Annotated in this window: 12 protein-coding genes; all 12 read left to right on the top strand. The window is 60.7% G+C overall.

Annotated features, from left to right (window positions below):
• The first annotated feature begins 113 nt into the window (after window positions 1-113).
• The 12 genes from AC1RBR_RS13235 to AC1RBR_RS13180 all read left to right on the top strand — a co-directional run bounded on the left by AC1RBR_RS13235 (window position 114) and on the right by AC1RBR_RS13180 (window position 13,960).
• Window positions 114-791, top strand: coding sequence for a type 1 glutamine amidotransferase domain-containing protein (locus AC1RBR_RS13235; RefSeq protein WP_095135799.1), 678 nt, complete (start codon window positions 114-116; stop codon window positions 789-791).
• A gap of 96 nt (window positions 792-887) precedes the next feature.
• Entirely contained in the window at window positions 888-2,012 is a 1,125-nt protein-coding gene (locus AC1RBR_RS13230; protein ID WP_282412162.1) for an alkene reductase, read from the top strand.
• A gap of 240 nt (window positions 2,013-2,252) precedes the next feature.
• On the top strand, window positions 2,253-2,813 hold the full coding sequence (gene folE / locus AC1RBR_RS13225) for a GTP cyclohydrolase I FolE (protein ID WP_027611787.1): 561 nt from the start codon (window positions 2,253-2,255) through the stop codon (window positions 2,811-2,813).
• 106 nt (window positions 2,814-2,919) lie between these two features.
• The gene (locus AC1RBR_RS13220) at window positions 2,920-3,462 is read left to right on the top strand and encodes a DUF3833 domain-containing protein (RefSeq protein ID WP_166495739.1); all 543 of its coding nucleotides are present in this window, start codon (window positions 2,920-2,922) and stop codon (window positions 3,460-3,462) included.
• Window positions 3,459-4,169 (top strand): SDR family NAD(P)-dependent oxidoreductase, encoded by a 711-nt coding sequence (locus AC1RBR_RS13215; protein ID WP_492564842.1) that lies wholly within the window; start codon window positions 3,459-3,461, stop codon window positions 4,167-4,169. Before AC1RBR_RS13220 ends, AC1RBR_RS13215 begins: the two co-directional genes overlap by 4 nt.
• A gap of 14 nt (window positions 4,170-4,183) precedes the next feature.
• The gene (locus AC1RBR_RS13210) at window positions 4,184-4,489 is read left to right on the top strand and encodes a DUF6482 family protein (RefSeq protein ID WP_481394995.1); all 306 of its coding nucleotides are present in this window, start codon (window positions 4,184-4,186) and stop codon (window positions 4,487-4,489) included.
• A gap of 14 nt (window positions 4,490-4,503) precedes the next feature.
• Window positions 4,504-6,042: a cryptochrome/photolyase family protein gene (locus AC1RBR_RS13205; RefSeq protein WP_492564840.1), complete on the top strand. Its 1,539-nt coding sequence runs from the start codon at window positions 4,504-4,506 to the stop codon at window positions 6,040-6,042.
• 157 nt (window positions 6,043-6,199) lie between these two features.
• Complete coding sequence (locus AC1RBR_RS13200; RefSeq protein ID WP_492564838.1) at window positions 6,200-8,389, top strand: ATP-binding protein; 2,190 nt, start codon at window positions 6,200-6,202, stop codon at window positions 8,387-8,389.
• 59 nt (window positions 8,390-8,448) lie between these two features.
• Window positions 8,449-8,892, top strand: a complete 444-nt coding sequence (tspO, locus tag AC1RBR_RS13195; RefSeq protein WP_027611782.1) for a tryptophan-rich sensory protein TspO — start codon at window positions 8,449-8,451, stop codon at window positions 8,890-8,892.
• A gap of 206 nt (window positions 8,893-9,098) precedes the next feature.
• Window positions 9,099-11,504 (top strand): glucose/quinate/shikimate family membrane-bound PQQ-dependent dehydrogenase, encoded by a 2,406-nt coding sequence (locus AC1RBR_RS13190; RefSeq protein ID WP_492564836.1) that lies wholly within the window; start codon window positions 9,099-9,101, stop codon window positions 11,502-11,504.
• Window positions 11,505-11,609: 105 nt separating this feature from the next.
• The gene (locus tag AC1RBR_RS13185; protein WP_492564834.1) at window positions 11,610-12,896 is read left to right on the top strand and encodes a carbohydrate porin; all 1,287 of its coding nucleotides are present in this window, start codon (window positions 11,610-11,612) and stop codon (window positions 12,894-12,896) included.
• Window positions 12,897-13,057: 161 nt separating this feature from the next.
• Window positions 13,058-13,960, top strand: a complete 903-nt coding sequence (locus AC1RBR_RS13180; RefSeq protein WP_492564832.1) for a bestrophin family protein — start codon at window positions 13,058-13,060, stop codon at window positions 13,958-13,960.
• Window positions 13,961-13,977: the final 17 nt, after the last annotated feature.

Here is a 13,977-nt window from a genome sequence, read left to right as displayed (position 1 = left end):
CGTAAAAATTTACTAGACGACCGGTCTAATATGAATCTATTCTGTGCCCGTCACTCCTTCCGAGGTGTCGCAGACGAACCCGTCGAGGACACCAGACCAATACAGGGCGCTCTATGAAAATCTTGATGGTTCTGACTTCCCACGATCAGCTTGGCAACACCGGCAAGAAAACCGGCTTCTGGCTCGAAGAGTTCGCGGCCCCCTACTACGCCTTCAAGGATGCCGGCGCGCAGATCACTCTGGTATCGCCGGCCGGCGGCCAGCCACCGCTCGATCCGAAAAGCGATGAGCCCGATGCGCAAACCGCTGAAACCGACCGCTTCCGCAAGGACCCTGCAGCCCAACAGGCACTGGCCAATACCGGGCGCCTGGCGGATGTCAGCGCCGAGGATTTCGATGCCGTGTTTTATCCCGGTGGCCATGGCCCACTGTGGGATCTGGCAGAAGACCAACACTCGATCGCGCTGATCGAAGCGTTCGACCGCAGCAACAAACCTCACGGTTTCGTCTGCCATGCGCCGGGCGTTCTGCGTCACGTGGTGGCTGCCGATGGCAAACCGTTGATTCAAGGCCGCGACGTCACCGGTTTCACCAATGCTGAAGAAGCCGCCGTTGGCCTGACCGATGTCGTGCCGTTCCTGATCGAAGACGAATTCCAGCGGCTCGGCGGGCGTTACTCCAAAGTGGCTGACTGGCAGGTTCACGTGGTGACCGATGGCCAACTGGTGACGGGTCAAAACCCGGCCAGCTCGGCAGCCGTCGCCGAAAAACTGCTGAAGCTGTTGGCCTGAGCCCTCCACCGCTCCAGACGCCGTGCGCATCCCGCACGGTGTTTTTTTTACCGCATTGCTAGTCGACTGGTCTAATAAGACCAGAACAGGAATCACATGAAAAACAGCCCTTACTTCACCCCCGTCAAACTGGGCCTGCACACCCTGAAAAACCGCATCGTCCTGCCGCCCCTCACCCGCCAGCGCAGCACGCAACCGGGCAATGTCGCCAACGCATTGATGGCCGAGTATTACCAGCAACGCGCCGGCGCCGGTCTGTTGGTCACCGAAGGCACGCAGATCGAGCCTCGCGGTCAGGGCTACGCCTGGACTCCCGGCATTCACACCCCTGAACAAATTGCCGGATGGCGCACAGTCACCGAAGCGGTGCATGCACAGGGCGGCGTGATATTCGCGCAACTCTGGCACGTCGGCCGTGTTTCCCACACCGCGCTGCAACCCGATGGCGCGGCACCGGTGTCCGCATCCGCCATCGCCACCGAGCGGGTCAGCGTGTTCATCGAAACCGCGCCGGGCGCCGGGGAGTTGGTCACGCCATCCGCGCCGCGTGCACTGAGCACCGATGAAGTCCAGGAACTGGTTCAGCTCTATATACAGGCGGCGCGCAATGCGATGGACGCCGGCTTCGACGGGATCGAACTGCACTGCGCCAACGGCTATCTGGTGAACCAGTTCATTTCGGCCCACAGCAACGTGCGCACCGATCAGTACGGTGGCTCGCTGCACAACCGCCTGCGCTTTCTGCGCGAAGTGGTGTCGGGTGTCGCCGAGTGCATCGGCAAGGAGAAAGTCGGCGTGCGTTTCGCGCCGCTGTTCACCACCACCGATGAAGCGCGCACCTATCTGGGCATGGTCGAAGAGGACCCGCACACCACTTACATCGAAGCGATCAAAGTGCTTGAGGATGTGGGCATCGCCTACCTGTCCATCGCCGAAGCGGACTGGGACGACGCGCCCGCGATGCCGCAAACCTTCCGCCGTGCAGTGCGCGATACCTTCAGTGGCGCGATCATCTACGCCGGGCGTTACAACGCTGAATCCGGTGCGCAGTTGCTTGAATCGGGACTGGCGGATCTGGTGGCTTTCGGCCGTCCGTTCATGGCCAACCCGGACCTGCCCGCGCGCATCGCCAATGACTGGCCGCTCAATCCGCTGAACCCCGCCACGGTTTACGGCGGCAATGCCGAAGGCTATGTGGATTACCCTACCTACAGCGAATAATCCGCGATCTCGCCCAGCGCTCCCACTCACCGGGAGCGCTTCCTCCTCTCCCCCGCTACACCCGCAACCTCGCGCGCTGCGCCGCGAGGTTCTCGCATCCGCACAAAAAAGATTGCCGATTGATTGTCAGTTGAATTTTTTCAGCCTATCTTGAATAAAACCTATACAAAGCACTTATCTGCGTACAACTCTTCCGCTATGGATTGGCCCTCACGCACAGCACTGCCGCGAGCACTCTGAATGAACCCACTACTAGCCAGCCATTACCGTGAAATTCTTGTCGGCGTCGGTGAAAACCCGGAGCGCGAAGGTCTGCTCGACACGCCCAAACGTGCGGCCAAAGCAATGCAGTATCTGTGCAACGGCTATTCAATGAGCCTGGAAGATGTCACCAACGGTGCCCTGTTCGAATCGCAAAGCGATGAGATGGTGATCGTCAGTGACATCGAGCTCTATTCCTTGTGTGAGCACCACATGCTGCCTTTCATCGGCAAGGCGCACGTGGCGTACATCCCCACCGGCAGAGTGTTGGGACTGTCGAAAGTAGCGCGCGTGGTGGACATGTTCGCCCGTCGTCTGCAGATCCAGGAAAACCTCACCCGGCAAATCGCCGAGGCGATTCAGCAGATCACCGATGCCGCCGGCGTGGCCGTGGTCATTGAAGCCCGGCACATGTGCATGATGATGCGCGGCGTCGAAAAGCAGAATTCGATCATGACGTCCTCGGTGATGCTCGGTGCTTTTCGCGACAGCTCCACGACGCGTCAGGAGTTTCTGCAACTGATCGGGCGGCGGAGTTGATTTCCGATCTTCGACAGGCGCGATAAACCTGTACACAGCAAACCCACTGTACAAGCACGATGCTCCTAATTTCACCCACATACCCGTGCACTCAGGGAGAACGGCAATGGCCCGACTTGTGCTCTTACTGGCTCTGGTACTCGGCGTTGCGAGCTGCGGCAGCGTGGATGTCAGCCACTATGCCGATCAGCAACCGGCGCTGGATCTGCAACGCTTTTTCAGCAAACCCGTGAAAGCCTGGGGAATGTTTCAAAAGCGCTCCGGGGAAGTGGTCAAGCGCTTTGAGGTCAACATCGTCAGCCATCGTGAAGGCGACAACCTGATTCTCGATGAGCACTTCCTGTACAGCGACGGCACGCGCCAACGCCGCGTCTGGACCCTGACGCCCGAGGGCCAGGGGCGCTGGAGCGGGCGTGCGGGTGATGTGGTGGGTGTCGCCACAGGTCAGGTCGCTGGCAATGCGCTGCACTGGCGTTATCGCCTGAATCTGCCGGTCGACGGCACGACCTATGAAATGAGCATGGACGACTGGATGTACCAGATGGACGAGGACACACTGATCAATCGCACCAGCATGTCCAAGCTCGGGGTTGAAGTTGGCCAGGTGACCTTGTTCTTCCGTCGCCAGGGCGCGGGAGAAAACCAATGAACAGCCCGTTCAGCATGGCTTCCCTGGGCGATGGTTATCGCGCACTGGTGATTGGTGCCAGTGGTGCTATCGGTAGCGCGTTTTGCCAGCAGCTCAGTCAGGATCCGCGCTGTGCCGGGGTTCGTGAGCTGGGGCGTCGTACCGTTCCGGCGCTGGATCTGCAGCAACCGGAAACCATCGCCAGCGCCGCCGCCGAATTGGCCGCAGAAGCGCCCTATCAGTTGATCGTGCACGCTGCGGGTCTGCTGCATCGTGAGCGGATCAAGCCAGAAAAGAGCTACAGCGCGATCGAGGCGGATGCGCTGCAAGCGGTGTTTCAAGTCAACACGCTGGGACCGGCAATGGTGTTGCGGCATTTTCTGCCGCTGCTCGATCCCCAAGGGGCGATGGCGATGCTCTCGGCCAAGGTCGGAAGCATTGGCGACAACCGTTTGGGCGGCTGGTACGCCTATCGCGCCTCCAAGGCGGCGCTGAACATGCTGATCAAGACCGCGGCGATCGAACTGGCGCGCACCCGCCCGCACAGTCGCTTGCTGAGTCTGCACCCGGGCACGGTCGTGTCGGGTTTGTCGCAACCTTTTCGCGGGGCTTCCAGCGCCCGCCCGGCAGACGTTGCCGCTGACCAGTTACTCAACCTGATTGACCAATTGACCCCGGCCGACAGCGGCCAGTTCTTTGCCTACGATGGACAACGCCTGCCCTGGTAGGCAAGGAGTGAAGCATGAATCTGCAAACCCTGACCGAACGTGCGGCCAACAGTGAAATTCGTGAGCTGGAGTTGCTGTCGCTTGAAGGTGGTTTTTATCTGGCCCGCATCCGTCTGGATCACGGCCAGTTCACCTTGCTCGACGACGCGGCCAAACCGATGCACCTGCGCTCGATCACCCATCTGCGTGACTTGCTGCAGACCGTGCCGGCATTCCCCTGCGTGCTGGTGCAGCAATGCGTGCACGACGAAATGTGCGGGCGTGATAGCGGGCCAGTCGAAGAACTGCGGATTCCGTTTTCGTTGGCCACACCGCTATGAAACGGATGCTGTGAATGAACCAGAAACGTCGGTTGTGCCTGGTGCTGGGCGATCAGTTGTCCTTCGATCTGGCTTCATTGCAGACGCTCGATAGCGAGCGCGACACTGTGCTGCTGGTCGAGGTCATGGAAGAAGCCAGCCATGTGCCGCACCATCCGCAAAAGATTGCCCTGATCTTCAGCGCCATGCGCCATTTCTCCCAGGCACTGCAAGACCAGGGCGTTGCTGTCGAATACGTGACCCTGGATGATCCGCACAACAGCGGCTCGGTGCCTGGGGAATTACGCCGCTGGCAACAGCGGTTGCACGCCGAGGAAGTGCACGTCACCGAGTGCGGGGACTGGCGCCTGGAGCAATCGATCAAGGACTCTGGCTTGCCCATCCATTGGCACGCCGATACGCGTTTTCTTTGCAGTCGCGATGAGTTCGCCGCCTGGGCCGCCGGCAAAAAGCAGTTGCGCATGGAGTTCTTCTATCGCGAGATGCGCCGCAAGAGTCGCTTGCTGCTCAATGGCGACGGCACGCCGGTGGGTGGTGCGTGGAATTTCGATGCGGAGAATCGCAAGTCCCTGCCCAAAGGCGTGAAAGCCCCCTACCCGATCCGTTTCAGTAATGACGCGATCACCGGCGAAGTGCTGGATCTGGTGAAGGCGCACTTCAGTCAGCATTACGGTGCACTCGACGAATTCAACTACCCGGTCACCCATGCCGACGCGCAGGCGCTATGGGAGTATTTTCTGGATTATGGCCTGGCAGGATTCGGCGACTATCAGGACGCCATGGCCAGTGACGAACCGTTCCTGTTTCATGCGCGCATCAGCGCCGCGCTCAACATAGGCCTGCTGGATTTGCGGCAGTTGTGCAGCGACGTCGAGTCGGCTTATTGGGCCGGCAGGATTGCGCTGAATGCCGCCGAAGGCTTCATTCGGCAACTGATCGGCTGGCGGGAATATGTACGTGGCGTGTATTGGCTGAAAATGCCGGACTACGCGCTGGGCAATGTATTCGGCAACGACCGGCCACTGCCCGAGTTCTATTGGACCGGCGCTACGCAGATGAACTGCATGCGCCAGGCCATCGGCCAGAGTCTGCAGCACGCCTACGCGCATCACATCCAGCGGCTGATGGTCACCGGCAATTTTGCCCTGCTCGCCGGCATCGTGCCGAGCCAGATCTGCGAGTGGTATCTGGCGATCTACATGGATGCCTTCGACTGGGTCGAGCTGCCCAACACGCTGGGCATGGTCATGCATGCCGATGGCGGCTATCTCGGTTCCAAACCCTATTGTGCCAGTGGCCAATACATCAATCGCATGTCCGACTACTGCCGAAGCTGCGCCTATAAGGTCAGCGAAAGTACCGCGGACAATGCCTGCCCGTTCAATTCGCTGTACTGGCATTTCCTGATGCGCCACGGTGAGCAACTGCGCGGCAATCAGCGCATGGCGATGATGTACAAGAACCTCGACCGCATGCCGCAAGCCAAACAGGAGGCGCTGTGGCAACGCGGGCAGAACCTGTTGGCGCGTCTGGATAACGGCGAATCGATCTGAAATGAACGCTCGCTTGCGCGGGTGGTGAAACTTAAGCACAGCGCGCCCGGTCAACGGATGATTGGCGGTCGAATCCCTTGCGAGCGCAACTTTCACTGCTCGTGTGTGCCTACGCGCTGTATGAAGCCAGACCCTGAAAATTCAATAAGCAGGTCACATGGATACCCTTGAACACCTTAGCCGCGAAGCGCTTGAGTCAGAGGTAAGGCGATTGCGCGCGGCGCTTCAGTGCCCTCAGGACGACACACAGGTCGTTGACCTCGATCGCGACATGGCGGCGCAACTGCAAGCCAGTCGGGATGCGCTCGCACGCAGCGAGGCTCGCTTCATCACCATTCTGGAAACCATCGAGTCGGCGTTCGCCATCGTCAAGGTCAAATTCGACGCCGAGGATAAGCCCGTCGACTATTACTTCGTCGAAGCCAACCCGGCGTTCGAACACCAGTGCGGGGTCAACCTGCGCGGCAAATGGGTGACCGAGTTCGCGCCCAATCTGGAAAAATTCTGGTTCGAAACCTATGGCCACGTGGCCAAGACCGGAGAGCCAGCGAACTTCGAGAGCTACGCCAACACCTTCGAACGCTGGTTCGACGTACGCGCGGTGCGTGTCGGCGATCCGGCTGACCGGCAGATCGCCATTCTGTTCAACGACGTCACCGAGCGGCGCGACGCCGAGGAGCGCTTGCGAGCCAGCGAGGCCATTGCGCGGGAGAACGTCGAGCGTGTGCAACTGGCGCTCGCCGCCGGTGCGATCATCGGCACCTGGCACTGGGACCTGCTCACCGACCGTTTTGCCGTGGACGAAGCGTTCGCCCGGGTGTTTGATCTCGACCCGGCGCTGGGCCGCGAAGGGCTCAGCCTCGAACAAGTCATGGTGACCGTGCATCCCGAAGACCAGGATGGACTGACCACCGCGATCAACGAAGCCATCGGCCGTGGTGGCGCCTACTCCCACCAGTACCGTGTGCGCCGCACAGACGGCAAATATCAGTGGATCGAAGCCAACGGCCGTGTTGAGTGTGCCGATGATGGAACGCCGCTGCGCTTTCCCGGCGTGCTGATCGATGTCGAGGAACGGCGCAATGTCGAAGCGGAGCGCGACCGCGCCATCGCCGCGTTGCGCGCGCTCAACGATACGCTGGAGCAGCGCGTGTCATCGCGCACTTCAGAGCTGATGCAAGCCGAAGAAAAACTGCGTCAGTCGCAGAAAATGGAAGCCGTCGGCCAACTGACCGGGGGCCTTGCGCATGACTTCAACAATTTGCTGGCCGGCATTTCCGGCGCGCTGGAGTTGATGGGCGCGCGCATAAGTCAGGGCCGGCTGAATGAGGTCGACAAATACATGGTGACCGCCCAGGGCGCTGTGAAGCGAGCCGCCGCCCTGACCCACCGTCTGCTGGCGTTTTCCAGACGCCAGACCCTCGATCCGCGGCCGACCGACGTCAACACGCTGATGACCGGCATGACCGAGTTGATCCAGCGTACGGTCGGCCCCAGCATCGTTCTGGAAACCCGCGCCGCACCGGGGCTCTGGCCAACGCTGGTGGACGCCAGCCAATTGGAGAATGCCCTGCTCAACCTGTGCATCAACGCGCGCGATGCGATGCCCGATGGCGGGCGCATCACCATCGAAACGGCCAACCGTGCGCTGGACTGCGAGACGGCGCGCACGCTGGACATGCCCGAGGGCGAATACCTGTGCCTGTGCGTGACCGATACCGGCACCGGCATGACCGCCGATGTCATCGCCAAGGCCTTCGACCCGTTCTTCACCACCAAACCGCTGGGCCAGGGCACGGGGTTGGGGTTGTCGATGATCTACGGTTTCGCCAAGCAGTCCGGTGGGCAGGTGCGCGTGCATTCGCAGGTCGGTCAGGGCACCGAGATGTGCATTTATCTGCCGCGCTACCATGGCGAGCCCGTGCCGAATCAGGATCACAAGGACAACACGCCGGCAGCCTTGCCCAAGTCTGGCGAGACGATTCTGGTGGTGGACGACGAGCCTACGGTGCGTGCGCTGCTGACAGACGTGCTCGGCGATCTCGGCTACACCTTGATAGAGGCCGCTGACAGTGTGGTCGGGCTGAAGATGTTGCGCTCGGACATACACATCGACTTGCTGATCACCGACGTCGGCTTGCCGGGCGGCATGAACGGTCGGCAACTGGCCGATGCGGGCCGGGAAATCCGCCAGAATCTGAAGACCCTGTTCATTACCGGGTACGCGGAAAACGCGGTGATTGGTGCCGGTCAGCTTGGCCCGGACATGCAGGTGCTGACCAAGCCGTTTGCCGTCGACACGCTGGTGGCGCGGGTCAGCGACCTGATGGCGATGAAATCCGAATGAGCGACCGTTGCGGCGCTGTAATCCCAGAGAGAGTGGCTGCGGCCAAGGAGTGATAAATGGTGACGTTTCTGATTTTTCTGATCGCGTGCGGCGCTGCGGCGACTACCGGGGTGATTTTCAAACCCGGGCCATGGTACGAAGGACTCAATAAACCCGGATTCACCCCGCCCAATTGGGCGTTTCCGGTGGCCTGGACAATAATCTATCTATTGTTGGCCTGGGCCGGTTATCGCTTGAGCCTGATTCCTGGCAGTCAGACGGTACTGGCGCTGTGGGCGGCGCAGATTGCCTTGAACACGTTGTGGACACCGGTGTTCTTCGGCGCGCATCAGGTGGCCGCCGCCATGGTGATTCTGCTGCTGTTGTGGCTGGTGGTCGCGGTGATGGTGTTTATGGCGTTGCGCCTGGATTTGATCACCGGGTTGATCCTGTTTCCTTATCTGGCCTGGTTGTGTGTGGCGGCGGCGTTGAATTTCTCGATTCTGCGCAATAATCGTGGTTGATGACGGCAGCTGTCATAACTCCCATTTTTTCTGACAAAAAGGCTCTTTTTCAGGCATTCAAAATATCTTTGCAACCCCTTGAAAGCGCAGGTCCCCGCTCAGGACGGGGATTTCGCAATGAACAACAGTTCATTACTGAATTAGTGATTTAACTAGGTAGTTACCTATCTATATAATGCACGCCTCATTTCAACGGGACATTCAACGTGAAGCAGAGTCAACGCCTCTCGGGCATATCAAAATTCATTCTGGTCGGGCTGGGGGTGATCATCGCCCTGCTCGGCCTGGCACTTGCGGCTGGCGGAGTGAAGCTGGTCAGCCTGGGAGGGTCGTGGTACTTCCTCGTGGGTGGTCTGGTGATGGCCGTTTCCGGTCTGCTGATCGCTCGCTTCAAGACGGCCGGCGCCTGGCTGTTCGCGGCATTTCTGGTAGGGACAGCGATCTGGGCGGTGAGCGATGCCGGGCTGGTGTTCTGGCCGGTGTTCTCGCGCCTGTTCATGTTCAGCGCCGTGGGTCTGGCGGTGACGCTGGTCTACCCGCTGCTCAAGCGTGCCAACGGGGGTGTTCCGGGTCGTGGCGCTTACGGCGTTGCCGCTGTCCTGGCCGTAGGGCTGGCGGTGGCTGCCGGCAACATGTTCGTGGCGCACCCGACTGTCGCCGCTACCGGCACGGGTCCAGGCCTGACCCCGGTTGAGCCAGACAAGGCGCAAAAAGACTGGGCGCACTACGGCAATACCGAAGGCGGCAGCCGCTTTGCCGCGCTGGACCAGATCAACCGCAACAATGTCGACAAGCTGAAAGTGGCGTGGACCTACCACACCGGTGACGTCGCCGAGAGCGATGGCAACGGTGCCGAAGACCAGCTCACCCCGTTGCAGATCGGCAACAAAGTGTTCATCTGTACCCCGCACAACAACCTGATCGCGCTGGATGCCGACACCGGCAAAGAGCTGTGGAAGAACGCGATCAACGCCCAGTCGAAAGTCTGGCAGCGTTGCCGTGGCATGGCCTACTTCGATGCGACCAAGAGCATCGCTCAGCCAAGCAATTCGAGCATCATCGAAGCCAAACCGGCACCGGCCGCCAATTGCCAGCGCCGTCTGCTGACCAACACCATCGACGCCCGCCTGATCGCGGTCGATGCCGACACCGGCGAGTTCTGCCAGGGTTTCGGCAACAACGGTCAGGTTGATCTGAAGGCCGGTCTCGGCGACGTGCCGGACAGCTACTACCAGCTCTCCTCCGCGCCGCTGATGGCCGGCACCACTGTAGTGGTCGGTGGTCGTGTAGCCGACAACGTACAGACCGACATGCCGGGCGGCGTGATCCGTGGTTTTGACGTAATCACCGGCGCCATGCGCTGGGCGTTCGACCCGGGCAACCCGCAGGACAAACAGGCACCGGCCGACGGCAGCACGTATGTGCGCAGCACGCCGAACAGCTGGGCGCCGATGTCCTACGATCCGGCGACCAACACCGTGTTCCTGCCGATGGGCAGCTCGTCCACCGACATCTATGGTGTCGAGCGCAGTAAACTCGATCACACCTACGGCGCCTCGATCCTCGCGCTGGACGCCACCACCGGTGATGAACGCTGGGTGTTCCAGACCGTGCACAACGATCTCTGGGACTTCGACCTGCCAATGCAGCCGAGCCTGATCGACTTCACCAAGGACGGCAAAAGCTTTCCGGCGCTGGTCATCGGCACCAAGGCCGGGCAGATCTACGTGCTCGATCGTGCCACCGGCAAACCGTTGACCGAGGTTAAAGAAGTCCCGGTCAAAGCCGCGAACATCCCGAACGAACCGTACTCGCCAACCCAGCCGAAATCGGTGGGCATGCCGCAGATCGGTGCCCAGCACCTGACTGAATCGGACATGTGGGGCGCCACCCCGTACGACCAGTTGCTGTGCCGGATCGATTTCAAATCGATGCGTTACGACGGCCTGTACACCGCGCCGGGCACCGACAAATCGCTGAGCTTCCCGGGTTCGCTGGGCGGCATGAACTGGGGCAGCATCTCCACTGACCCGGTGCACGGCTTCATCTTCGTCAACGACATGCGCCTGGGTCTGTGGATTCAGATGATCCCGTCGCAGAACAAGGCGCAGGCCTCCTCCGGTGGCGAAGCGTTGAACACCGGCATGGGCGCGGTACCGCTCAAGGGCACGCCGTATGCGGTGAATAAAAACCGCTTCCTGTCGGTGGCCGGCATTCCTTGCCAGGCTCCGCCGTTCGGTACGCTGACCGCGATCGACATGAAGACTCAGAAAGTTGCCTGGCAGGTTCCGGTCGGCACCGTTGAAGACACAGGTCCCTTGGGCATCCGCATGCACTTGCCGATCAAGATCGGTCTGCCAACCCTCGGCGGCACCCTGTCGACCCAGGGTGGCCTGATCTTTATCGCCGGCACCCAGGACTTCTACCTGCGCGCCTTCAACAGCGGCAACGGTGAAGAGGTGTGGAAAGCGCGCCTGCCGGTTGGCAGTCAGGGCGGCCCGATGACCTACGTGTCGCCGAAGACCGGCAAGCAGTACATCGTCGTTACCGCCGGTGGTGCACGTCAGTCGACCGATCGCGGCGACTACGTGATGGCCTACGCCTTGCCGTAAGCCGCAGCGCCCGTCCTGAACATGGGCGCTTTCTTTTTGCGCGCGGCACCTGAGGGTGCCGCGCCGCTTTCCGATATCGCTACAGCTTTGAGCAGGAAGATCTCCATGTTTGGTTTTACTCGTAACGGCTGGGTCAACGGCGTGCTGTTGAGCCTGACCTGCACCACCCTGCCCGCCTTCGCCGATACCGATTCAAACCTGTTGAACCGCAACACCCTGACCGGCGATTGGGGCGGTCTGCGCCACCAGATGGACCAAGACGGCATCAAATTCACCGGCGATTACACCGGTGAAATGGCTTACAACGCCGATGGCGGCCTGCATCGCTCCGGCCGTTACTCGCAGAACATCAAGCTCGGCGCCCAGTTCGACCTGAGCAAGCTGTATGGCGTAGAGAACGCCGGCAAGGTCCAGTTGACCATCAACGACCGCCGCGGCAACAGCGCCTCGGAAGATCTGGTTGGCAACCGTCTGCCGATCCAGGAAAACTACGGTGGTCTCTACACCCGCCTGACCGAACTCAGCTACGAGCGCAGCCTGTTCACTCCAGCGCTCAACGTGAAGCTGGGTTACATGGCCATGGGCAACGACCTCGGTGGTCTGGACAGCGGCATTCTGTGCAACTTCATGAACGCCGGTTTCTGCGGCCATCCGCTGAACATGTCCGGCGGCAGTGGCTGGACCAACTACCCAAACGCGCACTTGGGCGTGCGGGTGAAGTACGACTTGTCGTCCTCGTGGCAACTGCGCGTAGCGGCGTTCAACGTCGACCCGGAAAGCAACGGCAACTCCAGCCGCGCCTGGCATCTGGGCCCGAAACACACCACCGGCACCGTGGTGCCGATCGAACTGGTGTACAAGCACGCGGGCCAATTGCCCGGCGAATACAAGCTGGGTTACTACTACGACAGCTCCGACGTGAAACGCATCGGCAGCGACAAAGAAGTCTCCGGCCGTGGCGGTCACTACTTGCTGATCGATCAAGCCGTATGGAGTTCGCCAACGTCCGAGGGCCGCAGCCTGCATGCGTTCGGCCAGTACTCGGCGGCCAGCGAAGCGGCTTCGCCGTTCAGCAAGTGGTATGGCACCGGACTGGTGCTGTACAAACCGTTCGAAGGTCGCCCGCGCGACACCGTTGCTCTGGGCTACGGCCGCGCCGTGCCTAACCCGCGCAGCCGCGACGTGCAACAGGACGCCGCCATGGCCAACGGCACGCAGTTCCCGAACCTGGACAGTGGCGAGCAGTTGATCGAACTCGGCTACGGCTACCAGGCCACGCCGTGGCTGACGCTGCGCCCGAACATGCAATACATCATCGAACCGGGCGCGTTTTCCGGGCAGGGCATCGACAATGCGTTGGTGTTTGGCTTACAGGTGAAAGCCTCGCTCTGAGTCTTCAGGCTGCAGGCAGTAAAAAACCCGGGGTAATGACCGGGTTTTTTGTTGCCTGAAAATTGTCGTAACCGAGATGATCAGTCAACACCGAACCTTTACCCCCAAACCAGCGTCGGAGCTAGGGCGTTAACGCTTACCGCTCGCCACGAGGTTTCCGTTTGAAAGCCACCATCGTCAAAAAATACCGCTTGATCATCAAGACCATGGGCTACGTGGGCTGGTCGCTGTTCTGGCTATTGCTCTGGGACATCGCCGTCACCGTCGACTTCATGTTGTTCCTCAACGCCAAGATCAACCTTCCGCTGATGCCGCTGACGTTGCTCGGTTCAGCGCTGGTGGTGCTGATCAGTTTCCGCAACAGCAGCGCCTACAACCGTTGGTGGGAAGCGCGCACGCTGTGGGGCATGATGATCAACAGCTCGCGCAGCTTCGCCCGGCAGGTGCTGACGCTGCTGGATGATCCGCATAACGAAATCAACCCGCTGAAGGCGACGCTGTTGCGCCGCCATGTGGCCTACGTCAATTGCCTCGCGGCGCATCTGCAGGGTCAGCCTTGCCCGGAGGAAGTCCGCGCGTTCATCCCGGCGGATGAATTCGCCCGCAGCGGCACCACCAACAACTTTGCCAACGACATCCTCACCGGTTCCGCGGCGCTGCTCGCCCGGGAATACAAGGCCGGGCGCCTGGACAGCATTCGTCTGGCACGACTGGAATCGACGATGGTCGATCTGTCCAACAGCCAAGGCGGCATGGAGCGAATCGCCAATACCCCGCTGCCCTACCCTTACGTGTACTTCCCACGCCTGTTTATCTCGCTGTTCTGCCTGATCGTGCCGGTGGGGCTGGTGGAATCGCTGGGTTGGTTCACCCCGCTGGCCTCGACGGTGGTGGGCTTCATGCTGCTGGCCATCGAACGCATCGGTACTGACCTGCAAAGCCCGTTTCGCCACAGCGAGCACCAGATCCAGATGGAAGCCCTGTGCGAAACCATCGAGAAAAACCTGCAGTCGATGCAGCGTGATTCGCTGGGGGACGCACGCAGGGTTGAAGAAACGGCTTGAACAGCGATCTGATGGAT

The organism is Pseudomonas sp. GW823-FHT01D03 (assembly GCF_058798255.1).
The sequence above is the reverse complement of the archived record's forward strand: the minus strand, read 5'-3'. Positions and strand labels throughout refer to the sequence as shown.

Coding starts and splice junctions, on each gene's coding strand:
- AC1RBR_RS13200 (WP_492564838.1), top strand. CDS start 6,200: ATGGATACCCTTGAACACCTTAGCCGCGAAGCGCTTGAGTCAGAGGTA.
- AC1RBR_RS13235 (WP_095135799.1), top strand. CDS start 114: ATGAAAATCTTGATGGTTCTGACTTCCCACGATCAGCTTGGCAACACC.
- folE (WP_027611787.1), top strand. CDS start 2,253: ATGAACCCACTACTAGCCAGCCATTACCGTGAAATTCTTGTCGGCGTC.
- AC1RBR_RS13210 (WP_481394995.1), top strand. CDS start 4,184: ATGAATCTGCAAACCCTGACCGAACGTGCGGCCAACAGTGAAATTCGT.
- AC1RBR_RS13230 (WP_282412162.1), top strand. CDS start 888: ATGAAAAACAGCCCTTACTTCACCCCCGTCAAACTGGGCCTGCACACC.
- AC1RBR_RS13185 (WP_492564834.1), top strand. CDS start 11,610: ATGTTTGGTTTTACTCGTAACGGCTGGGTCAACGGCGTGCTGTTGAGC.
- AC1RBR_RS13215 (WP_492564842.1), top strand. CDS start 3,459: ATGAACAGCCCGTTCAGCATGGCTTCCCTGGGCGATGGTTATCGCGCA.
- AC1RBR_RS13205 (WP_492564840.1), top strand. CDS start 4,504: ATGAACCAGAAACGTCGGTTGTGCCTGGTGCTGGGCGATCAGTTGTCC.
- AC1RBR_RS13220 (WP_166495739.1), top strand. CDS start 2,920: ATGGCCCGACTTGTGCTCTTACTGGCTCTGGTACTCGGCGTTGCGAGC.